Source organism: Tsukamurella pulmonis (genome assembly GCF_900103175.1).
GTDB lineage: Bacteria > Actinomycetota > Actinomycetes > Mycobacteriales > Mycobacteriaceae > Tsukamurella > Tsukamurella pulmonis.
Window position 1 is genome coordinate 2,769,571 of record NZ_FNLF01000002.1, and the last position, 23,193, is coordinate 2,792,763.

The window sequence follows — 23,193 nt, forward strand, 5'->3', positions numbered from 1 at the left end:
GGCGTCGTATCGTGGACGAATGGACGCGGACGTGACCTTCGAGCTCACCGTCGACGGGGCCGCGGCGCTCGGTGCCGTGCGCAGCGGATGGTTGGACCTAACGGTGCTCGACGCCGCGGAGGACGCGGTGCCGGCGCTGCTCGACGGTGCGCGGGAGCGCGCGGAGGGCCTCGACGGCATCCTGGTGCGCACGCACGACGCGGAGCTGGCGGCGCTGCTGCGGCGCCACGGTTTCCGCCCCTCGGGCGCGGTCGTCGGGCGTCCGCGGGGCCGCACGGAGGTCACCCTCGTCCTGCGGCCGGCGGCGGACGCGGAGATCGACGACGGCGCGATCCATCCGCCCAAGCGCGAGGTCTTCGACCCGCCGGCGCTGACGAACACCGACCCCAAGGGCTTCGTCCGCGAGGTCGAGGAGTTCCGGGAGACGCCCTTCGGCTTGTACCTGTTCCGCCACGCGGATCACCCGAAGTTCGATGCGATCGAGTCGTGGCTGCTGCCGGCGCTGGACCTGCGCGCGACGATCTTCCACTTCACTCCCGGCCACGAGCGCGACCAGCGCGTCTACCTCGACGTCGCGCGGGTGTGGCGCGACGGGGACCGCTGGCACACCGAGGACTGGTACCTCGATCTCGTCGAGCACCCCGGCCGTCCGATCGAGCTCATCGACGTCGACGAGCTGCTCGCCGCCTCCGCCGCCGACCTGCTCGGCGCACGGGACGCCGAGCGGGCGCTGTACGCCGCCACCCGCGCCGTCGCCGGCACCGCCGCGCACGGGCACAGCGTGGACGCCTGGCTCGCCGCCGAGGGCGCGCCGGTCACCTGGCGGTGACGTCACCCCGGCGCATCCCCGGGACACGCGCTTCGATGCCGTCGAGCAGCACGTCGAGCCCCAGCTCGAATCCCGCATCGGGGTCGCCGGGCGCACTGTAGTGCTCCCCCACGGCCGTGCCCACGCGCCCGGCCAGCGGGAACCGCCCGGCGGGCATGACCGCCGCGAGCTCGGGCCCCACGACCTCCCACCACTGCGCGTCGGTCAACGGGCGCGACGCCGCACCGCGTGCGCCGGAGCTGCGAGCGGCGCCCGCCGCGAAACTCTCGAGAAGCACGAGCAGCCAATCGCGCTCGATGTCCCCGATGGGGAGCTCCTCGATCAGCCCCAGCTGAGCCTCGTAGTGGCTCAGCCGTCCCGGCCCGAGCACGTCGCGCCACGAGGGGGCGTCGAGCAGCCACGGATGCGCCAGGTACTCCTCGCGGCGCGCGCGCACGGCGGCGGCGAGCGACGCGCGCACCGTCGAGGAGGGCGCGACGGGCGCCTGCGCAAGGGCGACTGCGTCGACCATGAGTGCGACGAGGACGTCCCGGGTCGGCACGTAGGTGTAGACGCTCATCGGGCCGATGCCCAGCCGCCCCGCGAGGGCGCGCATGGTCACCGCGGCGAGCCCCTCGGCGTCGGCGAGGGCGATGGCGGAGTCCACGATCTCGTCGACCGTGAGCCGCTGCTTGGGGCCCTTCCGGGCGCGAACGGGCTCGCCGGTCTCCGACCGCCACAGCAGCCTGACCAGCGCCCTGCCCTCGTCTTCGGGAGTCATTGGCACCTTTTCTCCGTACGATGTACACTGTTTCGCGTACTCCGTACAACGTACCCTATTGGACTCCTGCGAAGGACGCACCCTGAGCCTCGAAGTCACGTACCTCCCCGATCTGCATCAGTTCGCCCTCTGGTCCTCGCACCACCCCGACGATCCCGCGCGCGGGACCGCCCTCCCCCTCGTCCTGCCGGTCGACGGTGCGCTCGCCGTCGCGGACGTCCGCTGCGACCTCGTCGACGTCGGAGCGCTCCCGCCCGGCACCCGGCGGTCCGCCTCCCACGCGGCGTGGGCCACCGTGTCCGCGGGCGGCTCCGCACTCCTGCCCATCGCCGCCCACGCCGAACCCGACCCCACCGGCACCGCGGTCACCACGGCCGACTACGCCGCGACGGCCTACGCGCAGTCCGCCGCCCTGGAGGACGCGCTCGAGGTCGACGCCGTGTTACGGCCCTACCAGGTCGCGGGCGTCGCGTGGCTGCTGCGCGCGGTGCACCTGTACGGCGGCGCCCTGCTCGCGGACGAGATGGGCCTCGGCAAGACCCTGCAGGCGATCTCCGCTCTCTCGCTGCTCGGCGACGGGCCCTGCCTCGTGGTCTGCCCCACGAGCGTGATCACCAACTGGCGCCGCGAGATCGCGCGGTTCGCACCAGGCCTGGCCGATCGCGTCACGGTCGTCTCGTACGCCCGACTGCGGCTCTCCGCGGTCGAGCTCGCCGAGACCGCCTGGGCCGCCGTGGTCTTCGACGAGGCGCACGCACTGAAGAACCCGCGCACCCAGGTCTCCCGCGCGGCGAAGGCCCTCGACGCCCGCGCCCGGATCGCGCTGACGGGCACGCCCATCGAGAACTCTCTCGACGACCTGTGGGCGATCCTGCGGGTGATCACGCCGTCGCTCTTCCCGGTCAAGGCGGTGTTCCGGCGCCGGTTCACGCGGGCCGTCGCGGCGGGCGACGACGGTGCGCTGCGTCGCCTGCGCGCCGCCGTCTCGCCGGTGATGCTGGCCCGCACCAAGGAACGCGCCGCCGGCGCGCTGCCGCCCAAGCTCGACAACCCCGTCCTGTGCGACCTGACCGACGAGCAGGCGCGCCGCTACGACGCCTGCCTGGCACGGGCGGCCGACGACGGCTTCGGCTCCGGTCTCGCGCGTCACGGCCGGCTGCTCGCGGTGCTCACCGCGCTCAAACAGATCTGCAACCACCCGGACCTGCAGGGCGGCGGCACCGCCGAGGCCGAACCGGGGCGCTCCGGAAAGCTCGACGTCGCCCTGGAGATCCTCGAGGCCAATGTCGCCGCGGGCCGCGCGACGCTCGTCTTCACCCAGTACCGCGAGACGGGTGAGCTCCTTGCGCGGGCGGCGTCACGCATCGTCGGCGCCACGGTGCCCTTCTTCCACGGCGGCCTCGCGCCCACCGAACGGACGGCGATCGGCGACCGCTTCCAGTCGGGTGACGGCCCGCCCGTCCTCGTGATCAGCGTCAAGGCCGGCGGCTCGGGCCTCACTCTGACCCGCGCCACCGAGGTGATCCATTACGACCGGTGGTGGAATCCCGCGGTCGAGGCGCAGGCGACCGACCGCGCGCACCGCATCGGCCAGGACCGCCCGGTCACCGTGACCACGCTGACCACCGCGACCACGATCGAGGAGCACATCGATGAGATGCACCGCCGCAAGGCACTTCTCGGCGTGCACGCCGACGACGACGGGATCGTGACCAGCCTCGCGGCCCTCGACGACGAGCGACTGCTCGACGTCCTTCGACGCAACCGGGAGGCCTGATGGCAGTCTTCACCTTCGGATTCACCGCCTTCGGCGCCGCGATCGTGCGCATCGCCGAGCCGATCACCGCCCGCACCCCGAACACGCACGCCCCGCGCGCCCGCATGATCGCCCGCAACGGCGGCGTAGGCCTCGAGATCGACGGTCGACAGGTGACCGCCCGGATTCACCGCGGCGGTGAGGCGTCGATCGCGCACCTCGAGTTCGCGGCCATGGCACCCGCCACCGTCGCCGCGCTCCGGAAGGCTCTCGGCGCACGCCCCGAGCCGGACGACGCGGTGCTCGCCGCGGCCCGGGCGGAGGGGCACGATCCGGCCCCGGCACTCGAGGCGGCGGACTGCTCGTGCCGCGCCCGCAGCACGTTCTGCGTGCACGTGCTCGCGGCGCTCTACGCCCTGGCCGTCCTGGTCGACAACGAGCCGAACACCGTGCTCATCCTCCAGGACTTCGGGGCCGCGGAGGTCGCCGCCGAGCCGGACGGTGCCGCCGCGGACCGTCCGGTGCCTCGGTGGACGCCCTTGGCCTCGCTCGACGCGCGGGACTACTTCGCGCTGTCGTGAGCGCGGACCCGGACCGTCACCGCCCGGCCGGGGTCGCTGCCGCGGTACTCCCCCGCCCCCACGGGGGCGAAGCCGGCGTCGGCCAGCACGTCCGTCACCGCCGGCTCCTCGACTCCGTCGGCGAGCACGACGGTGGCGGCGGCACCGTCGGCCGTGACGGCGGAGGCCTTCGCGCCGAGCGCGACCCACAGGCGGTTCGTGAGCCGCTCGCCGTACGCCGGATCGTCGAGAAGCGGTGCGCCCTCGGCCGGACGGTGCGCGGCGACGTTCGCGGCGAACGGCGCGATCCGCTCGGCCCACAGGGCACGCACCGCCGCCCGCGTCTGTTCTTCGGTGCCGGTGTTCTCGAGCCAGACGTCGGCGACGGCGCGCCGCTGCTCGTCGGTGGCCTGGGCGGCGATGCGGGCGCGGGCGTCGTCCTCCGCCATGCCGCGCGAGCCGACCAGCCGGCGGATCCGCTCCTGCTCGTCGACCCACACGATGATGACGAGGTGGAACATCGGCGCCACCTTGTTCTCCACGAGGAGCGGGATGTCCTGCACGATCACGGCGTCCGGCCCGGCGGCCTCGATCAGCTCGGCCGAGCGCGCGCCCACGAGCGGATGGGTGATCGCGTTGAGCTTCGCGCGGGACTCGTCGTCGGAGAAGGCGATCGCCGCGAGAGCGGGCCGGTTGAGACTGCCGTCCTCGGCGAGGATGTCATCCCCGAAGGCCTCGACGAGCGCGGCGAGACCGGGAGTCCCGGGTTCGACCACCTCGCGGGCGATCTTGTCGCCGTCCACGATCACGGCGCCGAGGGCCGCGAGTTCCTTCGCCACCGTCGACTTGCCCGCGCCGATGCCACCCGTGAGTCCGATCCGCAACATGCCCTCAGACTAGTGAGTGGCGCTCACCCCGGTGACGCCCGACACCTCGTCGGGGGTGTGCTCGAGAGTGCCGCGCCGGAGCTCCTTGCCCGTCGGAACGTCGATCGCGACGATCGTCTTCGTCGCGGGCTCGGTGACGAAGGCGGTGGAGCCCAGGGTGAAGACCGCGGGGCGCGGCTCCTGCCAGTTCGCATCCTCGGTCCAGGGGGCCGTCGCCTTCACCTCGCGCGCGACCGCACCGGTCTCGGGATCGAGGATGCGCAGCGTTCCGTCGGTGCCGAGCACCAGCGCCTCGCCGAACTGGCCCCGCGCGAGCGAGCGGAAGCTGTACGAGGCGGGCAGGTCGACGAGCTTCATCGCGCCGGTGCGGGTGTCGATGAGGCTGACCCGGGTGGGGCGCTCGGGCTTGGCGGCCTTGTCCACCTTGTAGTCGCCGAGGACCACGGCGTGCGCCTCGGTGGCCGCGACGTTGCCGGTGCGGGCGTAGCCGGGCGTCGGCGCCGCCGTCTTGACGATGTCGTTCCCGCGCACGATGAGCACGCCGTCCTCGCAGCCGAAGAGGACCGCACCGCCCTCGGCCGCTCCCTCCCCGTGCACGCCGGGGCACTGCTCGTTGCGGGCGATCTCCTTGCGGTCCTTGTCGAGGATCGCGACGCCCGTGCGGGTCTTCTCGTCGCCGAGGGTGATGAGCATCGAGCCGTCCGCACGCTCGACCGCGACGCCGTGATGCGCCTTCGGAGCGGTGTAGGTGGTGCGCGGCGCGTTCGGGTCGCCGACCGCGTCCGAGGCGATCGACGTGACCTCACCGGTGCCGTCGGAGAAGAGCACGGTCCGACCGTCGTGCCGTACCACGTGGCCGGGTTCGGGTGCCGCGATGCGGATGTCGGTACGACGGGGCGTCGCGGTGTAGAAGTGCTGGTGATCACCGTGGGGCGCGGACCAGGAACCGAGGTCGAGCAGGCGGAAGCCGTCCCCCTCGGAGAGGAAGGCGTGCCGGCCGTCGCCGGCGGGATTGACCCGGAGGTAGCCCTCGCCCGGGAAGTCCGCTACGCGCTCGAACGTGGCGGCGTCGAGGATCTGCACGCCGCCCTCGTAGGTCACCGCGAGGCGCGGTGCCGCACGTCGCGCTTCGGTGGCGCCGCCGGGGGCATCGGTGTCGGACGCCGCGGACGACGGCGCGGGATCCGGCTGGGACGAGCCGCATCCAGCGGCGAGCAGGGCGGCGGTGAGCAGGGGGACGGCAAGACGCAGGCGCTGGGACATGACGGCATTTCTAATCACTGATGAAAACCATTGTCAAAGATCACCATGGCGATACGTGCATGCGCCGCGTCGGCGTCTGCGATGATCGCGGCCATGCCCCTCGTCGCCGGAATCGATTCGTCCACCCAGTCCTGCAAGGTCGTGGTGTGCGATGCGGATTCGGGCGAGGTCGTCCGTTCCGGCTCCGCTCCGCACCCGCCCGGGACCGAGATCGACCCCACCGCGTGGCTCGAGGCGTTCACCGTGGCCGCGCGGAACGCGGGCGGCCTCGACGACGTCGCCGCCGCCTCGGTGGGCGCCCAGCAGCACGGCATGGTGTGCCTCGACCGGGACGGCGCCGTCGTGCGGGACGCGCTGCTGTGGAACGACACCCGGTCCGCGGCCGCGGCGGATCAGCTGATCGACGACCTCGGCGGGACGGACGGGTGGGCCGACGCGGTGGGGGTGGTCCCCGTGGCCGCCGTGACCGCCGCGAAACTGCGCTGGCTCGCCGATGCGGAACCCGGACACGCCGACGCGACGGCCGCCGTCTGCCTCCCGCACGACTGGTTGACCTGGCGGCTCGGCGGCGGCGGACTCGACACCCTCGCGACGGATCGATCGGACGCCTCGGGCACCGGCTACTTCAGTGCCGCGACCGGCGAATACCGCACGGACCTCCTCGAACTCGCGCTGCGCGGCCGGCGGCCGGCACTCCCCCGAGTGCTCGGCCCCGCCGAGTCCGTACCGGTCGTCGCCGACGACGGCCCGCTCCGCCGGGGAACGCTGCTCGGTGCGGGTACGGGCGACAATGCCGGCGCCGCACTCGGACTCGATGCCCGGCCCGGCGACTGCATCGTCTCGCTCGGCACATCGGGCGTCGTGAGCGCCGTGACGCCGACCGCGCCGCGCGACCCGTCGGGCATCGTCGCGGGTTTCGCCGATGCGACGGGGCACCATCTGCCGCTGGTGTGCACCCTCAACGGTGCCCCGGTCCTGGCCGCGACCGCGCGGATGCTGGGGGCGGACCTCGGGGAGTTCGCGCGGCTCGCGCTGGCCGCGCCGCCCGGCGCGGAGGGCCTGGTCCTGGTTCCCTTCTTCGCCGGCGAGCGCTCCCCCAACCTGCCGGACGCCACCGGCTCGCTGCAGGGCGTGACCGGCACGAACCTCACCCGGGAGAACATCGCCCGCGCCGCCGTCGAGGGCCTGCTCTGCTCCCTGCAGTTCTGCCTCGACGCGATCGCCGAGCAGGGGACGGCGGTCGAGCGCATCCTGGTGGTGGGCGGCGGCGGCCGGTCGCGCGCGGTGCGCGACATCGCCCCCGCGATCTTCGGTCGCGCCGTCGATTTCCCCGCGGACGGCGAGTACGTGGCCCGCGGGGCCGCACGGCAGGCGGCGTGGGCGCTCGGGGGCGACGGCACTCCGCCGGAGTGGTCGCGCCCGAGCGCCGAGTCCCGGACGGCCGATCCCACCCCGGCGGTCTACGCGCGCTACCGGGAGGCGGCAGCGCTGGTGCTCGACCGCCCCTGAGCGGCAGCGGGTCTAGCGTGCGAGCAACTCCTGCAGCACGGCGCGTGCGCCCGACGCGCGCAACGCCGTCAGCGCAGCCAGGTACGGCTCGGTGAACCCGGGGCGGTCGGCGAGATCGCCGAACAGGTCCGGCGCCGCGACGAAGGCGAGCGGCTCCGTGCGCGAGGCCAGGGCGCGCCGGGCGAGCGCGTCCGCCTCGCGGTCGGCCTGCACGATCGGGGCGCCGGCATCGTCTAAACCCTCGCAGCCGCGGGTCCAGGCCGCGACGACGGCCGCGGCGAGGGGCGCCGCGGCACCGGAGTCGAGGCGCGAGACGATCACGGGCACGAGCCATTTCGGGATACGATCCGAGGCGTCCTGGCACAGCCGCGCGACCGTGTCGGCGATGGCGGGGTTGGAGAACCGCTCGAGCAGCGTGTCGATGTAGTCGTCGAGATCGATGCCCGGCACGGGGCGCAGCGTGGGCCTGCCCTCCTCCTGCATGTACCGCCGGAGCAGCTCCCGCACGTGCGGATCGGCGGCCGCGTCGTGGACGTACTCGTAACCCAGCAGTCGGCCGAAGTGCCCCAGCGCCTGGTGTCCCGCGTTGAGCAGTCGCAGCTTCATCAGCTCGTACGGCGCGACGTCGTCGACCACCTGGACGCCCGCCTCCTCGAATCGCGGCCGACCTGCGCCGAAAGCGTCCTCGAGCACCCACTGGGTGTACGGCTCGGCGACCACGGGCCAGCGGTCGTCGACGTCCGCCCGCGCCGCGACCTCGGCGCGCAGGCCGTCGGGGGTCGCGGGGGTGATCCGGTCGACCATCGAGTTGGGGAAGCGCACGTGCTCGGTGATCCAGTCCGCGAGTCCGGGATCGGCGAGGCGGGCGTAGGCGGTGAAGGTGCGCTGCGCGACGTGCCCGTTGCCCTCGATGTTGTCGCACGACATGACGGTGAACGCCGGGACGCCGCGGTCGCGCCGCCGGCGCAGGGCCTCCGTGACGTAGCCGAAGACGGTGCGGGGCGCCGCACCCGGCTCGAGATCGTTTCGGACGTCCGGATTCTCGGCGTCGAACTCCCCCGTGGCCGCGGAGAAGTTGTAGCCGCCCTCGGTGATGGTGAGGGAGACGATGCGGGTCTCGGCCGCCGCGAGCCGCTCGATCACCGCCTCGGGATCGTCGGGGGCGTACAGGTAATCGACGATCGCCCCGACGACGGAGGTCTCCACGGCCCCGTCGGGGTGCTTGAGCGTGAGCGTGTAGAGCCCGCCCTGCGGGACGAGGGCGTCGCGCATCGCCGCGTCGGCGGGCCGGAGCCCGACGCCGCAGATGCCCCAGCTCGCCGCGTCCGGGCCGGCCGCGAGCAGCCGGTCGAGGTAGACGGCCTGGTGGGCGCGATGGAAGCCGCCGACGCCGAAGTGGACGATGCCGGGCCGCAGTACGGCGCGGTCGTAGGCCGGTACGGACGCTCCCGTGATCGCGGGCAGGGCGGCCGGGGTGAGGTCGATGGGTGCGCTCATCACAGCTCCTCTTGCGGTTCGGTTCCGGCGCGGCCGGGATGGACGACGGCCTTGATGCTGCCCGGCTCGCGGTCGGCGTTGAGCGCGTCCTCGGCGCGGTCGAGCGGAAAACGCCCCGTGACCATGCCGTCGAGGTCGACGCGGCCGCTCGCCGCGAGCGCGATGGCGGTCGGCCAGGTGTTCGCGTAGCGGAAGACGCCGGTGAGGAGTAGCTCTCGGGACTGGATCAGAGAGACGGGCAGTTCCAGGTCGTCCGCGCCCATCCCGACCAGCACGACCCGGCCGCCGGGGCGGACGGCGGGGATGCCGGCACGGATCGCGGCGGGCGCCCCCGACGCGTCGACGAAGGCGTCGAAGCCGTCGCCGACTGCGGGCGACTCCGTTCCGGGGTCGACGGTGCGCGTGGCGCCGAACCTTTCGGCCGCGGCGCGCCGCAGGGGGTCGGGGTCGGTCACCACGATCCGCGTCAGCCCGGATGCGCGCGCGACCTGCGCGCTCAGCAGGCCGATCGGGCCCGCGCCGGCGATGAGCACCGAGCCGCCGAGGCCGACGGCCGCCTTCCGCATAGCGGCGATCCCCACGGAGAGCGGCTCGAACAGCGCCGCGGCCTCATCCGACACCGAGTCCGGGACGGCGTGCGCGAAGGCGGATCCGATGGTCACGTACTCGGCGAGGGCACCGTCGACCGGCGGCGTCGCGTAGAACCGCATGGCCGGGCAGAGGTTGTACTCGCCGCGCAGCGATTCCGGGCTGTGCGGGTCGGGGCGCTGCGGCTCGATGGACACGCGCTCGCCGATCCGCTCGTCGGGGACGCCGGCGCCGACGGCCACGATCCGCCCCGACGCCTCGTGCCCGAGCACGATCGGAGCGGTCACCACGAACTCGCCGATCCGGCCGTGGCGCAGGTAGTGGGTGTCGGAGCCGCACACGCCGACGGCCGCGACCTGGACCAGCACGTCGCCGGGGTCGGGCGTCGGAACGGGTCTCGACTCGAGGGCCATCCGGCCCCCGGGGTGCAGCACGCTGGCGCGCATTTCACTCGAAACTGTTGCCTGGGTCACACCCCCGATGTTAGCGTAGTGAGCAGAATCACCGCTAGTGAGCATTTGCTCACGAGACGACGGAGTATCGCGTGACCTCACCACAGCGCACACCCGGGGAGCCCGGCCACGACCTGCGCCTCCTGGTCCGCGCGGCCACCATGTACCACCTCGAGGGCCTCACCCAGGCCCAGATCGCCGAGCGGCTCGGCGTCTCCCGCCCCACGGCCGGCCGCCTCGTCGCCCGCGCCCGCGCCCAGGGCCTCGTCACCGTCACCGTCGCAGCACCCGCCCACCTCGCCGGCTCCATCCATCCCGACCTCGAGCGCGACCTGGAGGCGGCGTTCGGGCTCGCCGAAGCGTTGATCATCGCCGAGGACGCCGACGGAACCCCTTCGGGCGACGCCGCACTCGGCCGCGCGGGAGCCTCCCTGCTCGCCCGCCGCCTGCAGCCCACGGACACGTTCGGTTTCACCTGGGGCCCCGAGCAGGTCGCGGTCGCGGACGCGCTCGGCGGAGGCGCGGCCTGTGCCCGGGTGGTCCAGATGGACGGCTCGATGACCTCCGTCGAGTACCACACCGGCGTCGATCACGCCCTCGCCCGATTCTCCGAACGCCTCGGTGCGCGACCGGTCCGGCTGGTGGCACCGCTGTTCGCCGATCCCGGCACAGTGCGCGCGCTGGAACGCGACTCCATCGTCTCCCAGGCACTCTCGGCGGGCCGCTCCGCCGAGGTGATGCTCTTCGGTGTCGGATCCGTCTCCACCTCGACCACGTTGTTCGAGGGCGCCTACATCGACACCGAGGTCCTGAGCGAACTGCACGAGCTCGGGGCGGTCGGCGAGATCGGCGGGCGGTTCTACGGGCTCGACGGTGCACCGGTCCCGTCGTCGCTCGTCGAGCGCACCGTCTCGGTACCGCTGGAGGACATCCGGCACTGCCCCACAGCGATTCTCACCTCCGGCGGCGAGCACCGCCGGGAATCGATCCTGGGCGCCCTGCGGGGCGGCTTCGCGACCGCTCTGGTCACCGACCGCCCCACCGCGCAGTGGCTGCTCGCCGAACAGAAGGGATGACCGTGATCCGCAGATCCGTACGACGCCGCGCCGCGGCCGCCGGTGGCCTCGCCGCCGTGACGGCACTGCTCGCCGGCTGCTCCGGAGCGGGTGTCTTCACCGACGGGGGCGGTTCCGCCGTCACCGTCGCCATGGTGTCGAACTCGCAGATGACGGACGCGGTGGGCCTGGCCCCCGAGTTCGAGCGCGCCAACCCCGGCGTGAAGCTCAAGTTCATCACGCTCTCGGAGAACGAGGCGCGGGCCAAGATCACCGCCTCCGTCTCCACCGGGGGTGGCGAGTTCGACGTGGTGATGATCAGCAACTACGAAACCCGGATGTGGGCGCAGAACGGCTGGCTCACCGACCTGTCCGCGCTGATGGATCGCGACCCGTCGTACGACCCGGGCGACTTCATCCCCACGCTGCGCGAGGCGCTCTCGTACCAGGACCGGATGTACTCCGTCCCCTTCTACGGCGAGTCCTCCTTCCTCATGTACAACAAGCAGATGTTCGCGCAGGCGGGCATCACGCTGCCCGCCGAGCCCACCTGGCCCGAGGTCGCCGACGCCGCCCGCCGACTGCACTCGCGGGACGTGGCGGGGATCTGCCTGCGCGGCAAGCCCGGCTGGGGTGAGGTGCTCGCGCCCTTGAACACGGTGATCAACGCCTACGGCGGCCGCTGGTTCGACGAGCAGTGGAATCCGCAGTTCGATTCGCCGCAGGTGCGCGACGCCGTGCGCTTCTACGTCGACACCGTCCGGAACTACGGCGAGGCCGGTGCCGCCTCCACCGGATTCCAGGAATGCGGAAACCTGTTGGCGCAGGGCCAGGCCGCCATGTGGTACGACTCCACTGCGGCCGTCTCGTCGCTGGAGAGCCCGGAGACCTCGAAGATCGCAGGCCAGGTCGGCTACCTCCCCGCGCCGAAGATGGCCAAGTCCGGCAACGGTTGGCTCTACACCTGGTCGCTCGGAATCCCGGCCAAGAGCACGCGGACCGACGACGCGTGGAAGTTCGTCTCCTGGATGACGAGCAAGCAGTACATCGCGGGCGTCGCCGACAAGCTGGGGCCGAGCCGGGTACCGCCGGGAAGCCGCCTCTCGACCTACGAGCTGCCCGCCTACAAGGAACTGTCGTCGACCTTCGCCAAGCAGACCCTCGACTCGATGCTGGCCGCCGATCAGTCCCGCCCGACGCTGGAGCCCGTGCCCTACACCGGCATCCAGTTCCTCGCCATCCCCGAGTTCCAGGACCTCGGAACCCGGGTCAGCCAGCAGATCAGCGCCGCCATCGCCGGCCAGATCTCCGTCGACGACGCCCTGGCCCAGTCGCAGAAGTACGCCGAGGTCGTCGGGAAGAGCTACCGCGACAGCCAGGACCGGACGGGAGCAGCACGATGACCACGACCAGCACGCCGCCCGCAGCGCGGCCGGCGACCGCGTTGCGTTCCAAGCGCGACCGGATCACCCGCGCCGAGGCGTGGCGCCGGCGCGGACCGCTGTTGCCCGCCCTGATCTTCATGGTGATAGTCACCCAGATCCCGTTCCTGGTGACGCTGTACTACTCCACGCAGTCGTGGAACCTGGTGCGGCCGGGATCACGGAAGTTCAACTGGCTCAACAACTACGTCGAGGTCTTCCGGGACACCCAGTTCTGGACGGTCACCCTCAACACCGTGCTGCTCATCGTCGGCACCGTCGTGCTGTCGGTGATCCTCGGCCTTGTTCTCGCACTGCTGCTGGACCGGAAGTTCCTGGGGCGCGGCGTGGTTCGCACGCTGTTGATCACTCCGTTCCTGGTCACACCGGTCGCCGCCGCACTGCTCTGGAAGACCAGCCTGCTCTCCCCCACCAACGGCCTGCTGGCGTGGGCCCTCAGCCCCTTCGGTGTTCACGTCGACTTCCTCAGCGAGTACCCGCTCGCGTCCGTCATCGCCGAGCTCGTCTGGCAGTGGACGCCGTTCATGATGCTGCTGATCCTCGCGGGCCTGCAGTCCATGCCGCGCGACGTGCAGGAAGCCGCCCGGGTGGACGGCGCCACCAGCTTCCGGCTGTTCCGCGAGCTGACGCTGCCGCATCTGCGGCGGTTCATCGAACTCGGCGCCGTCCTCGGCGCCATCTATCTGGTCAACACCTTCGACGCGGTCTACATGATGACCTCGGGCGGGCCGGGCGTCGCCAGCTCCAACCTGCCCTTCTACATCTATCAGCGCGCCTTCCTCGGGTTCGACATCGGCCAGGCCGCGGCCATGGGCGTCGTCACCGTGGTCGGCACGATCGTCGTCTCGACACTCGCGATCCGCCTGATCTTCAAGAGTTTCGGCGCCGGAGAGGAAGCAGCCTGATGTCCACGACCATCGTTCCCCGCCGCCGGCGCGACCCCAAGGGCGGCGCGCTGACCGCGCTCACCTGGATCATCGCCATCGGCTTCTTCTTCCCCGTGCTGTGGATGGTGCTCACCGCGTTCAAGCAGGAGAGCGACGCCGCCACCCGTCCGCCGACCGTCTTCTTCGTGCCGACGCTGGATCAGTTCACAGCCGTCTTCGACTCCGGTATCGGGGTCCCGCTGCTCAACTCGGTCTTCGCGACGGTCCTCTCGACCACGCTGGTCCTGGTGCTCGGCGTACCGGCGGCGTTCGCCCTGTCGCTACGGCCGGTCCGCAAGACGCAGGACGCGCTGTTCTTCTTCATCAGCACCAAGATGCTGCCGATCGTCGCGGCGATCATCCCGCTGTACGTGATCGTCGGGCGGATCGGCATGCTCGACAACATCTGGACGCTGGTGATCCTCTACACCGCGATGAACCTGCCCATCGCCGTGTGGATGATGCGGTCCTTCTTCCTCGAGGTTCCGAGCGAGCTGCTCGAGGCGGCCGGGATGGACGGCGCCGGGCTGTGGACCTCGGTGCGCGAGGTGATCCTTCCGATCATCTCCCCCGGCATCGCCGCCACCGCCCTGATCTGCGTGATCTTCTCGTGGAACGAGTTCTTCTTCGCGGTGAACCTCACCGCGGTCAACGCCCAGACCATGCCGGTGGCACTGACCGGGTTCATGTCCGGGCAGGGCCTGTTCTGGGCCAAGCTCTCCGCCGCCTCCGTGCTGGCCGCCCTGCCCGTGGTCATCTGCGGGTGGATCGCCCAGAACAAGCTGGTCCGCGGCCTGTCCTTCGGCGCCATCAAGTAGCGCCTCACTCCCTCGCCATCCCCAGGAGGAACACCATGGCTTCCATCACCTACGACAAGGCGTGTTGCGTCTACCCCGGCGCCGAGACCCTCGCCGTCGACTCCCTCGACCTCGACATCGCCGACGGCGAGTTCGTGGTGCTGGTCGGGCCGTCGGGCTCCGGCAAGTCGACCGCTCTGCGCATGCTCGCCGGCCTGGAGGAGATCGACTCCGGCGCCATCTCCATCGGCGGACGCAGCATGGTGGGCGTGGCCCCCAAGGACCGCGATATCGCGATGGTCTTCCAGAACTACGCCCTGTACCCGAACAAGACGGTCGGCGAGAACATGGGTTTCGCGCTGAAGATGCGCGGCGTGCCGCTCGACGAGCGCAAGCAGAAGGTCGCCGAGGCCGCGAAGCTTCTGGACCTCACCGAGTACCTCGACCGCAAGCCCGCCCGGCTGTCCGGCGGCCAGCGGCAGCGCGTCGCGATGGGGCGCGCCATCGTCCGCGAGCCGCAGGTGTTCTGCATGGACGAGCCGCTGTCGAACCTCGACGCCAAGCTCCGGGTGCAGACGCGCACGCAGATCGCCGCGCTCCAGCGGCGCCTCGGCACGACCACGGTGTACGTCACGCACGACCAGGTGGAGGCGATGACGATGGGCGACCGGGTCGCGGTGCTCAAGTTCGGTGTGCTGCAGCAGTTCGCAACGCCCGCCGAACTCTACGACCGCCCCAAGAACGCCTTCGTCGCCGGTTTCATCGGCTCGCCCGCGATGAACCTGTTCACCGCGCCCGTCCGCGACGGGGCGATCGCTGTGGCGGGCGGCACCGTCGACCTCGACGCGGAGGCGCAGGCGGCCCTCCGCACCTCGGGCCTGGACCGCGTCACCGTCGGGATCCGCCCCGAGAGCCTCGGTCTCGCCGGTCCGGACGCCGGCGTGCCCGGCACCGTCGCGATCCTCGAGGACCTCGGGAGCGACACCTACGTCTACGCGCGCGTGGAGGACCCCGACGTGGCGGGCGTCGACGGTGCCCCCGTCACCCTGGTGGCACGCTGCCCTCGCCGCACGGAGGCCCGCATCGGCGACGGCCTGCGGCTCGCGCAGGTCGAACCGGCGGTGCACCTGTTCCACCCGGACTCGGGCGAACGCCTCAACTAGAGCCGGAGGGCGCTCTGGCGGCAGGCGTTTCGGGTGCGGGAATCCATCCGCACCCGAAATGCGCCGGCGCACCCGGCATGCAGGGTGCGACCGCGCGCGACGGGTGCGGGAGAGCATCCGCCCCCGTGCTGCCCCGCTGAGAACATCCCGGACGCCACTGCTCCCTACCCTCGAAACGGGGAACGCCCCGCATCCAGATAAGGATGCGGGGCGTTCGACGTCGAACTGTGAAGCGGATCAGGCGTTGCCCGACAGCTTCTCGCGGAGAGCAGCGAGCTGCGCATCGCTGGCCAGCGAACCGCCGGTGCTCTGCGGGGCGTCGTTGCCGCCACGGTCGCCGGTCGACTCGCTCGAGTAGTTCGCACCACCCGCGGCCGGACCACCGGCAGCGGCCTCGGCGGCCTCGTCGGCCGCGAACTTCTCCATCTGCGCGGTGTGCATCTTGTGACGACGCTCGGCCTCGGCGTAACGGGCCTCCCACTCCTCACGCTGCTTCTCGAAGCCCTCGAGCCACTCGTTGGTCTCGGGATCGAAGCCCTCGGGGAAGATGTACTCGCCGTTCTCGTCGTAGCTGTCGGCCATGCCGTACTTCGACGGGTCGAACTCCTCGGTGTAGTCCTCGTTGGCCTGCTTGAGGCTCAGCGAGATACGACGACGCTCGAGGTCGATGTCGATGACCTTGACCATCGCATCGTCGCCGACGGAGACGACCTGGTCCGGGACCTCGACGTGGCGCTCGGCCAGCTCCGAGATGTGGACGAGGCCCTCGATGCCCTCCTCGACGCGGACGAACGCGCCGAACGGGACGAGCTTGGTGACCTTGCCGGGCACGATCTGGCCGATGGCGTGGGTCCGGGCGAACTGACGCCACGGATCCTCCTGGGTCGCCTTGAGCGACAGCGAGACGCGCTCGCGGTCCAGGTCGACGTCGAGGACCTCGACGGTGACCTCGTCGCCCACGGTGACCACCTCGGACGGGTGATCGATGTGCTTCCAGGACAGCTCCGAGACGTGCACGAGGCCGTCGACGCCGCCCAGGTCCACGAAGGCACCGAAGTTGACGATCGAGGACACGACGCCCTTGCGGACCTGGCCCTTCTGCAGCTGGTGCAGGAACTCGCTGCGGACCTCGGACTGGGTCTGCTCGAGCCATGCACGGCGCGACAGGACCACGTTGTTGCGGTTCTTGTCGAGCTCGATGATCTTCGCCTCGATCTCCTTGCCGATGTACGGCTGGAGGTCGCGCACACGACGCATCTCGACCAGCGAGGCCGGGAGGAAGCCGCGGAGGCCGATGTCCAGGATGAGACCACCCTTGACCACCTCGATGACGGTGCCCTTGACGGCCTCGTCCTTCTCCTTGAGCTCCTCGATCGTGCCCCAGGCGCGCTCGTACTGCGCACGCTTCTTGGACAGGATCAGGCGGCCTTCCTTGTCCTCCTTGGTGAGGACGAGAGCCTCGACGGCATCGCCGACGTTGACGACCTCGGACGGGTCGACGTCGTGCTTGATGCTCAGCTCGCGGGAGGGGATGACGCCCTCGGTCTTGTAACCGATGTCGAGCAGAACCTCGTCACGGTCGACCTTGACGATGGTGCCCTCGACGATGTCGCCATCGTTGAAGTACTTGATCGTGGCGTCGATCGCGGCGAGGAAGTCCTCCGCGGTGCCGATGTCGTTGACGGCGACCTGCGGGGACGTAACGGTGGTGGTGGGCATTGGGTAAGTTGCTCCGGACAGGGTGCTAGTAGTTTGGGTCGAGATCGCGCACGCATGGGCACACGCGAGGTCCAGGCTACTCCACCGCGTGCAAGCTGGGCAAACCGCCCTGGGAGGGCCCCACCCGTGACCTATCGCCCCAAGCCGGACATGCGGCGCGACAGCGCCGGCTCGGAGGCCGCGAACCGGTCCTGGTGGGACGCGGACGCCGATGCCTACCACCAGGAGCACGCCGCCTTCCTGGGCGTCGACACCGCCGACGGCGAGTTCGTCTGGTGCCCCGAGGGCCTGCGCGAATCCGAGGTGCGCCTGCTCGGCACCGTCGGCCCCGGGACCGTCGCGGTCGAGATCGGCTGCGGCAGCGCCCCCTGCGCCCGGTGGCTGGCGTCGCAGGGGGCGACGGTGCTGGGACTCGACATCTCCGCGGGCATGCTGCGCCGCGGACTCCCCCACGTGCGGGACGACAACCCGCTACTGGTCCAGGCCGGCGCGGAGAACCTGCCCGTCGCCGACGGTGCCGCCGACGTCGTCTGCTCGGCCTTCGGGGCCATCCCGTTCGTCGCCGACTCCGCGCGGGTGATGTCGGAGGCCTTCCGCGTCCTGCGCCCCGGCGGCCGGTTCGTCTTCTCCGTCAACCACCCGATGCGGTGGATGTTCCTCGACGATCCCGGGCCGGACGGACTCGTCGCGACCCTGTCCTACTTCGACCGCTCGCCCTACGTGGAGACCGACGACGACGGGACGGTCACCTACGTCGAGCACCACCGGACGATGGGCGACCGGATCCGCGAGATCGTCGGAGCAGGCCTGCGCGTGGTGGATGTGATCGAGCCCGAATGGCCGGAAGGATTCACCCAGGAGTGGGGCCAATGGAGCCCACTGCGCGGTGCGATCTTCCCCGGAACCGCCATCTTCTGCTGCGAGAAGCCGTCGTCGCCGCGGGCGGCATAAGCACCCTCTACCTGGGTTTCGATCGGGTCGAGTGGGGTTGTTCTTGGCCGCCGGCGCGCTTTCGTCGTTCACCCCGACCCGGTAGTCTCGCTGGGCAGTCGTCACCGCCCGAACAGGAGACAGTCATGAACCGGATCCGGATCGCCGCCGCGGTCGCAGCCTTCGCAGGCGCCGTCGCCTTCGTCCCCGCGGTCGCCTCGGCCGCACCCACCGACAAGGTGCCCGGCACCAAGTGCACCGTCGCGCAGGTCGAGCGCGCGACCCAGGTCATCGCCCCCGAGGCGATCGCCGTCATGGACGCCACCCCCGGCGGTCGCGCCCAGGCCACCGAGCTGCTGACCGCCAAGCCCGAGGACCGGCAGCCGATCATCGACCGCCTGGTCAAGGACAACCCCGCGGCCGCGTCGTACTACAAGGCGAACCGCGCCGACGTGGACGCCAAGATCGCCAAGGTCATCGCGACCTGCGACAAGTACTGACCTCCCCAGCCACCGAAAGGCACACCTGTTCATGACGTTCCGTCGCACCGCCGCCACCGCCGCCGTTCTCGGCGCGATCGCCCTCGCCGGCGCCCCGCTGGCCGCCGCCGCTCCCACCCCGAAGCCCGCGCCCAAGCCGAACGCCGCGTCGACACGCGCGGTGCCGGGCACGTCGTGCACCGTGGGTCAGTTGCGGGTCGCGATCGATCGCTCGTCGCCCGGTCTGGCCAAGCGGCTCGAGGACGCCGCCGGCGGCCCGCAGGAGTTCGCGGACATCGCGGCGTCCGACGGCCTCGAGCGTCAGCTCCGGGTCGCCGCCCTCGCCTTCCGCGGCACGGGCAGCGCCATGAGCCTGATGGGTGAGCAGGCGAACGTGCAGCGCGCGGTCGCGGATGCCTACCGCACCTGCGGCACCGCGAAGGCCAAGTAGCAGCCGCAGATCATCGCTCGTCGAGAGCGTCCTGCAACGCCGCCTCGACCGCCGCGATCGCCTTCCCCGAGGCCTGCTCGGGTGACTTCTTCGCGACGCGGCGGTCCAGGTCCGGCATGAGAAGCGCCGGCGCCACATCCAGCGCCGCCGCGAGCCGGTAGACCGTCGACAGGTGCGGATCCGAGACACCGTCGTTCGAGCTCACGTTCCGCTCGATGTTCGATATCTGGTTGCGATGCAGCCCCGCCAACTCCGCCAGCTTCTCCTGCGAGAGCCCGCGCGCTCGCCGCAACGTCACGAGGCGACGGGCCAACGAGTCCCCGTAGGTCTTCCACTCGATCGTCCGTGCCTTCATCGGATCTACGCTGTCCGATGCGCCCCCCAATGTCTTCCCCATGCGTTATGCAATATCAAACCTCGAAGGGAAAGTCCAGTTCGGAGCCTCCGACACGCGTGAACTCGGGTAGAAGCGGGACGACGTCGGCCAGGGTTGCGACGGTGCGCGCCGCCCCTGCGCGCCGCAGGGCACCCGCATCGAATTCGCCGGTGGTGACCCCGATGAAGGGGCATCCCGCGGCTCTGGCGGCCGCCGCGTCCTCGACGTGATCGCCGAGATAGGCGCGGACGTTCCCGAACCGCCGCAGCGCCTCCCCCTTGCGCTCCCCGAAGTGCCCGCCGACGACGGCCGCGAGGTCCAGCCCGGCCTCGGCCACGGCGCGTTCCGCGGCGGCCTGCTGCTTCGCCGAGACGACCACCGCGGCGCCCCCTGCGGCGCGGATCGCCGCCAGGAGCTCCGTCGCCCCGGGAAGTACCGGCACGGGCGTCGTGTCGTCGGTGGCGTAGTGCCGGCGGTAGCGCCGCAGGAAGCGATCGGCGTCGATGCCGGGGACCAGCGCGCGAGCCACGTCGTCGATCGGCACTCCCATGTGCGGCAGGAGCGCCGCATCGTCCACCGCGTGGCCGAGATCGCGGAACGCGCGCTGCGCGGCGGTGAGAATCCGCTGCCGAGAGTCGATCAGCGTCAGGTCCAGGTCGAAGCCGATGGTGAACACGCCCTGCGACGCTACCTGCGCCAGGTGTTCAGCGTGACAGCACTGTTGACGACGAGCATCACAGCACACAGCCCCCAGAGGATCCGAGCCTCCGCCGACGGACCACCGTCGCGGAACGGCATCGAGATCAGGACGAACGCGTTCAGCAGGGCCTGCACGAACACTATTGCCGCGGCACGCTTCGCATAATCCGAGACCTGGCGTCGACGCCACGCCACGACGACCGAGGTCGCACCGACCGCACAAGCGGCAACCCCGATTCCGACGACCAGCCGCGGAAGGTGAACTGGGGAGAGCGCGCCCGCGAGCAACACCGCAGCCACGGGAATCTGCGCATACCAAGCCACCCGCATCGGATCAGGTTTCGGCAATCGCGGTACTCGGATTCCCGCGATGGAAGCCGCTCTACTGTTCATGCGGAGCAATATGCCACGGGACACTGACGCCGCTCACCATCGAACCCGCTCGGCCATCGCGCGCAGGCGTTCCCGGCGGGCGTCGTTGCCCTGCGCGACCCACGCGATCCGGCCGTACACGTGGGCGCGGAAGTCCTCGTGGCCGTCGCGATTCTGGCTCTCCGGCCCGAATCGGGCGGCGTTGTGCAGCAGCGCCCGCAGCGCGTCGTACTCGGCGCGCGGCACCTGCGCGCGTGCGTTGACGACGACGCCGGCGAGCTCCTGTCGGTCACCGGACCGCATGATGCGCGTCTTGCGCGGGTTCACCGAAAGTTTCTCGGCCGCCACGATCTTCGGCACCACCCCCGCGATCAGCGCAGCGTCCCGGGCATTCGAGAAGGCCAGATCGTCGCCGTAGCGGCTGTACCGGGCGCCCTGAGCCCGGGCCAGCCCCGTCAGCCGCGCATCCAGCCCGCGCAGCACCAGGTTCACCAGCGCGGGTGAGGTGGGCGCTCCCTGCGGGAGGTGCCGCGACCGCAGGACCGCCGCCTGCCACGGGTCGAGGCCGCGCAGTTCGTCCACCGCGGTCGACGTGGTGCACAGGTCCGCGAGCAGCCCGGCGACGGGCACGGGATATCCGAGCCGGCGGAACGCGCCGCGGACGCGGTCGACGGTCACCGTCGAGAAGCAGTCGCGCAGGTCGAGGCGCACGACGGACCGGGCGCCGACGTGCGGAGCGGCGTACGCGAGTACGGAACCGCCGGGCCGGAATCCACACGCCGCCGGGTGGGCGCCGGCGGGGTCGAGGACCCGGTGCAGGATGCGCCGTTGCGCTTCGGCGAGACGCGGTTTCGGCGCCTCGATCACGCGGACTCCCCCGGAGGGCTTGGCCATCCGGCGGACCCGGTAGTGCCGCAGGGGGCCGGTGGCGTGCCGCAGCCACTGGCCGTGATCGACGAACCACTCCAGCTCCGGCGCAGTCACGTCCAGCATCCGTGCGACGGCGGCGACATCGGGCAGCGCGACCCCCGGAACCTCGAGCGGCGCTCGGGCGCCCAATCGTTCGACGGTGCGGACGGTGTCCAGCGCGACGACGATCGCGTCGCGATCCGGCGCGACCGGGGTTCCGTCGATGATCGCGAGCGGCGGCGCGGGATGCGCAGCGAGGAGCTCACGCGCGACGGTGGGCACCAGTTCGCCGGGGACGATCCCGCGGATCGCCACCGCGACGCGGTCGGCGGTCCACATCTCCTCCGTGAACATCTCCACCCGGTCGGCGATGGCGTACCGCCACGCGCGGGGCAGTCGCCGGCTGATCTCGACGGCACTCATGACGGGGATGCGAACGCCGCTCGGGTGACCTGAAACATGTTCCCGGAGCGCCGTCGCGTGCGCGCAGCGCACCGTCCGGCGTGGGACGCGGGGTGTGACTGTGCAGTGCCCCCAGCGGTTGCCGCTGAGACGGATCGCGTGGATCCCACCTCACCCGAGCGACGCCGCATGAATCCAGAGTGCCACAGGCCGGAGCACGGTCCGGAGTTCCCGGCCCGGGTTCACACGAGCTCGCGGATGTAGCAGAGCATCCGGTAGTCGGTGCCCGGCTCGATGTTGTAGAAACCGTGCCGGTCGTAGAACCGGCGGGTATCGACGTCCACCTCGTCCACATTGATGTGCATCTCACCGCCGCCGCGGACGCGAACCTCGGCGATGGCGCGCTCGAGCAGCGCGGTACCGATCCCCCGATCGCGCAGGTGCGGAACGACGTACAGTTCGTCGAGCACCGCCAGCGGACCGTCGCAGTACACCGTCGGACGCAGTGTGACGAGCGCGTAGCCGGTGGGGCCGGCCTCCTCGGCGTCGCCCCAGGAGAACAGAACGAACGCGGCCGGATCGTCCATGAGCCGCGCGTACCGCCGCTCCAGCACTTCCACCGTCGGCACGGGTGAGCCGAACTCCACGTTGAAGTCCACCTGCAGTCGCGCCGCAGTGGCGGCGTGCTCCGAACGCATCAGTTCAACCCGCATGGCCCCAGTGTCCTCGCTGCGCAGAGCCTGCGACAGCGGATTTCCGGTCGTCAGTCGCGCATCCCGCACATCCACCAGCCGCCGCCCAGCGGCACCGGGCCGCGGCACGCCATGCCGTACATGTCGAACCCGTCCGGAGACCCGGACGGCACGTACCAGTAGCCGCCGGCGTCATCGGGGATCCCGGTCCACTGCGGGAAGAAGCGGGCACCGTCGGTCCCGCGCTTCGACACGGTCCCTCCCTCGGTGAGGAAGCGCAGGTGCACGGGCAGACTCGCGTAGTAGTCGTCGCTGATGTCGACGGAGCGCGCCTGCTCGTACAACGGCCTGTGCAGTGAGAACCAGGTCTGCGGGGCGATCCACCACCACGCACCGATCACCGCGGTCACGCCCACCATCACGGGAACGACGAGAAGCCCGACCAGGCCGGCGGCGCCCCCGCGAGCGAATCCGGTGATCACCAGGACGAACCCGAGCGCGAAGCAGATCCAGGCGATCGGCACGATCACGAGGTCGAGGATCCACAGGTTCAGCCGCAGGTACGAGTGCAGCATCGCGACGCCCCAGAGCGCGAGACCCGCGCCGACGGTGCCGCGGCTGACGCGCCGGTTCTTCCACCACGGATCCACGTACACGGATTCATATTGTCACATCAGCAT

Annotated in this window: 24 protein-coding genes; 12 read left to right on the forward strand and 12 right to left on the reverse strand. The window is 71.2% G+C overall.

Annotation, left to right across the window (positions count from 1 at the left end):
* Nucleotides 1-292 precede the first annotated feature (292 nt).
* Nucleotides 293-829 (forward strand): ribonuclease FAU-1 family protein, encoded by a 537-nt coding sequence (locus BLQ62_RS24165; protein ID WP_414929940.1) that lies wholly within the window; start codon nucleotides 293-295, stop codon nucleotides 827-829.
* On the opposite strand, the gene BLQ62_RS13570 is transcribed toward BLQ62_RS24165, so the two are convergent.
* Complete coding sequence (locus BLQ62_RS13570; RefSeq protein WP_068531573.1) at nucleotides 816-1,589, reverse strand: TetR/AcrR family transcriptional regulator; 774 nt, start codon at nucleotides 1,587-1,589, stop codon at nucleotides 816-818. The two genes, BLQ62_RS24165 and BLQ62_RS13570, sit on opposite strands and share 14 nt — an antisense overlap.
* A gap of 58 nt (nucleotides 1,590-1,647) precedes the next feature.
* Between BLQ62_RS13570 and BLQ62_RS13575 the strand changes: the two genes are divergently transcribed.
* Nucleotides 1,648-3,366, forward strand: a complete 1,719-nt coding sequence (locus BLQ62_RS13575; RefSeq protein ID WP_068568459.1) for a DEAD/DEAH box helicase — start codon at nucleotides 1,648-1,650, stop codon at nucleotides 3,364-3,366.
* Nucleotides 3,366-3,926, forward strand: coding sequence for an SWIM zinc finger family protein (locus tag BLQ62_RS13580; protein ID WP_068568461.1), 561 nt, complete (start codon nucleotides 3,366-3,368; stop codon nucleotides 3,924-3,926). Before BLQ62_RS13575 ends, BLQ62_RS13580 begins: the two co-directional genes overlap by 1 nt.
* Here the strand turns inward: BLQ62_RS13580 and coaE are convergent.
* Together coaE and aztD are read right to left on the reverse strand one after the other, a co-directional pair.
* Nucleotides 3,908-4,792: a dephospho-CoA kinase gene (coaE, locus tag BLQ62_RS13585; protein ID WP_068568463.1), complete on the reverse strand. Its 885-nt coding sequence runs from the start codon at nucleotides 4,790-4,792 to the stop codon at nucleotides 3,908-3,910. The genes BLQ62_RS13580 and coaE overlap by 19 nt on opposite strands.
* 9 nt (nucleotides 4,793-4,801) lie before the next feature.
* On the reverse strand, nucleotides 4,802-6,055 hold the full coding sequence (gene aztD / locus BLQ62_RS13590) for a zinc metallochaperone AztD (RefSeq protein WP_068531565.1): 1,254 nt from the start codon (nucleotides 6,053-6,055) through the stop codon (nucleotides 4,802-4,804).
* A 93-nt stretch (nucleotides 6,056-6,148) separates the two neighbouring features.
* Between aztD and BLQ62_RS13595 the strand changes: the two genes are divergently transcribed.
* A complete protein-coding gene (locus BLQ62_RS13595; protein ID WP_068568901.1) occupies nucleotides 6,149-7,564 on the forward strand; it encodes a xylulokinase in 1,416 nt (471 codons plus the stop codon).
* Nucleotides 7,565-7,576: 12 nt separating this feature from the next.
* Here BLQ62_RS13595 and BLQ62_RS13600 read toward each other — a convergent pair whose 3' ends face one another.
* Nucleotides 7,577-9,061 carry a mannitol dehydrogenase family protein gene (locus BLQ62_RS13600; RefSeq protein WP_068568465.1) on the reverse strand — a complete coding sequence of 495 codons (1,485 nt, stop codon included), beginning with the start codon at nucleotides 9,059-9,061 and terminating at the stop codon, nucleotides 7,577-7,579.
* Nucleotides 9,061-10,095 carry an NAD(P)-dependent alcohol dehydrogenase gene (locus BLQ62_RS13605; RefSeq protein ID WP_068568467.1) on the reverse strand — a complete coding sequence of 345 codons (1,035 nt, stop codon included), beginning with the start codon at nucleotides 10,093-10,095 and terminating at the stop codon, nucleotides 9,061-9,063. The genes BLQ62_RS13600 and BLQ62_RS13605 overlap by 1 nt, the downstream gene beginning before the upstream one ends.
* Nucleotides 10,096-10,193: 98 nt before the next feature.
* On the opposite strand from BLQ62_RS13605, the gene BLQ62_RS13610 reads away from it, so the two are divergent.
* From BLQ62_RS13610 to BLQ62_RS13630, 5 genes are read left to right on the forward strand one after another with little or no spacing between them, the layout of a single operon-like run.
* Nucleotides 10,194-11,177, forward strand: a complete 984-nt coding sequence (locus BLQ62_RS13610) for a sugar-binding transcriptional regulator (RefSeq protein ID WP_068568469.1) — start codon at nucleotides 10,194-10,196, stop codon at nucleotides 11,175-11,177.
* Nucleotides 11,174-12,559 (forward strand): ABC transporter substrate-binding protein, encoded by a 1,386-nt coding sequence (locus tag BLQ62_RS13615; RefSeq protein ID WP_068568471.1) that lies wholly within the window; start codon nucleotides 11,174-11,176, stop codon nucleotides 12,557-12,559. Before BLQ62_RS13610 ends, BLQ62_RS13615 begins: the two co-directional genes overlap by 4 nt.
* Entirely contained in the window at nucleotides 12,556-13,503 is a 948-nt protein-coding gene (locus BLQ62_RS13620; protein ID WP_068531555.1) for a carbohydrate ABC transporter permease, read from the forward strand. The genes BLQ62_RS13615 and BLQ62_RS13620 overlap by 4 nt, the downstream gene beginning before the upstream one ends.
* On the forward strand, nucleotides 13,503-14,342 hold the full coding sequence (locus tag BLQ62_RS13625; protein ID WP_068531554.1) for a carbohydrate ABC transporter permease: 840 nt from the start codon (nucleotides 13,503-13,505) through the stop codon (nucleotides 14,340-14,342). Before BLQ62_RS13620 ends, BLQ62_RS13625 begins: the two co-directional genes overlap by 1 nt.
* Nucleotides 14,343-14,377: 35 nt before the next feature.
* Nucleotides 14,378-15,484: an ABC transporter ATP-binding protein gene (locus BLQ62_RS13630; protein ID WP_068568473.1), complete on the forward strand. Its 1,107-nt coding sequence runs from the start codon at nucleotides 14,378-14,380 to the stop codon at nucleotides 15,482-15,484.
* A gap of 237 nt (nucleotides 15,485-15,721) precedes the next feature.
* Here BLQ62_RS13630 and rpsA read toward each other — a convergent pair whose 3' ends face one another.
* Nucleotides 15,722-17,203, reverse strand: a complete 1,482-nt coding sequence (gene rpsA / locus BLQ62_RS13635) for a 30S ribosomal protein S1 (protein ID WP_068531550.1) — start codon at nucleotides 17,201-17,203, stop codon at nucleotides 15,722-15,724.
* 126 nt (nucleotides 17,204-17,329) lie between these two features.
* Between rpsA and BLQ62_RS13640 the strand changes: the two genes are divergently transcribed.
* The 3 genes from BLQ62_RS13640 (at nucleotide 17,330) to BLQ62_RS13650 (ending at nucleotide 19,063) form a co-directional block, all read left to right on the forward strand.
* A complete protein-coding gene (locus BLQ62_RS13640) occupies nucleotides 17,330-18,154 on the forward strand; it encodes a class I SAM-dependent methyltransferase (protein WP_068531548.1) in 825 nt (274 codons plus the stop codon).
* Between the two features lie 125 nt (nucleotides 18,155-18,279).
* Nucleotides 18,280-18,633 (forward strand): hemophore-related protein, encoded by a 354-nt coding sequence (locus tag BLQ62_RS23855; protein WP_068531546.1) that lies wholly within the window; start codon nucleotides 18,280-18,282, stop codon nucleotides 18,631-18,633.
* A gap of 31 nt (nucleotides 18,634-18,664) precedes the next feature.
* Complete coding sequence (locus tag BLQ62_RS13650) at nucleotides 18,665-19,063, forward strand: hemophore-related protein (RefSeq protein ID WP_068568476.1); 399 nt, start codon at nucleotides 18,665-18,667, stop codon at nucleotides 19,061-19,063.
* A gap of 10 nt (nucleotides 19,064-19,073) precedes the next feature.
* On the opposite strand, the gene BLQ62_RS13655 is transcribed toward BLQ62_RS13650, so the two are convergent.
* The 6 genes from BLQ62_RS13655 to BLQ62_RS13675 form a co-directional block, all read right to left on the reverse strand.
* Nucleotides 19,074-19,418 carry a helix-turn-helix domain-containing protein gene (locus tag BLQ62_RS13655; RefSeq protein ID WP_068568477.1) on the reverse strand — a complete coding sequence of 115 codons (345 nt, stop codon included), beginning with the start codon at nucleotides 19,416-19,418 and terminating at the stop codon, nucleotides 19,074-19,076.
* A 55-nt stretch (nucleotides 19,419-19,473) separates the two neighbouring features.
* On the reverse strand, nucleotides 19,474-20,115 hold the full coding sequence (locus tag BLQ62_RS13660; protein WP_068568480.1) for an HAD family hydrolase: 642 nt from the start codon (nucleotides 20,113-20,115) through the stop codon (nucleotides 19,474-19,476).
* An 11-nt stretch (nucleotides 20,116-20,126) separates the two neighbouring features.
* Entirely contained in the window at nucleotides 20,127-20,531 is a 405-nt protein-coding gene (locus tag BLQ62_RS23860; protein WP_160126312.1) for a hypothetical protein, read from the reverse strand.
* Nucleotides 20,532-20,564: 33 nt separating this feature from the next.
* The gene (locus tag BLQ62_RS13665) at nucleotides 20,565-21,842 is read right to left on the reverse strand and encodes a reverse transcriptase family protein (RefSeq protein ID WP_068568482.1); all 1,278 of its coding nucleotides are present in this window, start codon (nucleotides 21,840-21,842) and stop codon (nucleotides 20,565-20,567) included.
* A gap of 221 nt (nucleotides 21,843-22,063) precedes the next feature.
* Entirely contained in the window at nucleotides 22,064-22,534 is a 471-nt protein-coding gene (locus BLQ62_RS13670; protein WP_068568484.1) for a GNAT family N-acetyltransferase, read from the reverse strand.
* A 50-nt stretch (nucleotides 22,535-22,584) separates the two neighbouring features.
* Complete coding sequence (locus tag BLQ62_RS13675) at nucleotides 22,585-23,169, reverse strand: hypothetical protein (RefSeq protein ID WP_068568486.1); 585 nt, start codon at nucleotides 23,167-23,169, stop codon at nucleotides 22,585-22,587.
* Between the last annotated feature and the right edge of the window lie 24 nt (nucleotides 23,170-23,193).

Bases quoted from the DNA above. Each gene is read 5' to 3' on its own strand.
- BLQ62_RS13570 (WP_068531573.1), bottom strand. From the start codon at position 1,589: ATGACTCCCGAAGACGAGGGCAGGGCGCTGGTCAGGCTGCTGTGGCGG.
- BLQ62_RS13580 (WP_068568461.1), top strand. From the start codon at position 3,366: ATGGCAGTCTTCACCTTCGGATTCACCGCCTTCGGCGCCGCGATCGTG.
- coaE (WP_068568463.1), bottom strand. From the start codon at position 4,792: ATGTTGCGGATCGGACTCACGGGTGGCATCGGCGCGGGCAAGTCGACG.
- aztD (WP_068531565.1), bottom strand. From the start codon at position 6,055: ATGTCCCAGCGCCTGCGTCTTGCCGTCCCCCTGCTCACCGCCGCCCTG.
- BLQ62_RS13595 (WP_068568901.1), top strand. From the start codon at position 6,149: ATGCCCCTCGTCGCCGGAATCGATTCGTCCACCCAGTCCTGCAAGGTC.
- BLQ62_RS13600 (WP_068568465.1), bottom strand. From the start codon at position 9,061: ATGAGCGCACCCATCGACCTCACCCCGGCCGCCCTGCCCGCGATCACG.
- BLQ62_RS13605 (WP_068568467.1), bottom strand. From the start codon at position 10,095: ATGCGCGCCAGCGTGCTGCACCCCGGGGGCCGGATGGCCCTCGAGTCG.
- BLQ62_RS13615 (WP_068568471.1), top strand. From the start codon at position 11,174: ATGACCGTGATCCGCAGATCCGTACGACGCCGCGCCGCGGCCGCCGGT.
- BLQ62_RS13620 (WP_068531555.1), top strand. From the start codon at position 12,556: ATGACCACGACCAGCACGCCGCCCGCAGCGCGGCCGGCGACCGCGTTG.
- BLQ62_RS13625 (WP_068531554.1), top strand. From the start codon at position 13,503: ATGTCCACGACCATCGTTCCCCGCCGCCGGCGCGACCCCAAGGGCGGC.
- BLQ62_RS13630 (WP_068568473.1), top strand. From the start codon at position 14,378: ATGGCTTCCATCACCTACGACAAGGCGTGTTGCGTCTACCCCGGCGCC.
- rpsA (WP_068531550.1), bottom strand. From the start codon at position 17,203: ATGCCCACCACCACCGTTACGTCCCCGCAGGTCGCCGTCAACGACATC.
- BLQ62_RS23855 (WP_068531546.1), top strand. From the start codon at position 18,280: ATGAACCGGATCCGGATCGCCGCCGCGGTCGCAGCCTTCGCAGGCGCC.
- BLQ62_RS13650 (WP_068568476.1), top strand. From the start codon at position 18,665: ATGACGTTCCGTCGCACCGCCGCCACCGCCGCCGTTCTCGGCGCGATC.
- BLQ62_RS13655 (WP_068568477.1), bottom strand. From the start codon at position 19,418: ATGAAGGCACGGACGATCGAGTGGAAGACCTACGGGGACTCGTTGGCC.
- BLQ62_RS23860 (WP_160126312.1), bottom strand. From the start codon at position 20,531: ATGAACAGTAGAGCGGCTTCCATCGCGGGAATCCGAGTACCGCGATTG.
- BLQ62_RS13665 (WP_068568482.1), bottom strand. From the start codon at position 21,842: ATGAGTGCCGTCGAGATCAGCCGGCGACTGCCCCGCGCGTGGCGGTAC.
- BLQ62_RS13670 (WP_068568484.1), bottom strand. From the start codon at position 22,534: ATGCGGGTTGAACTGATGCGTTCGGAGCACGCCGCCACTGCGGCGCGA.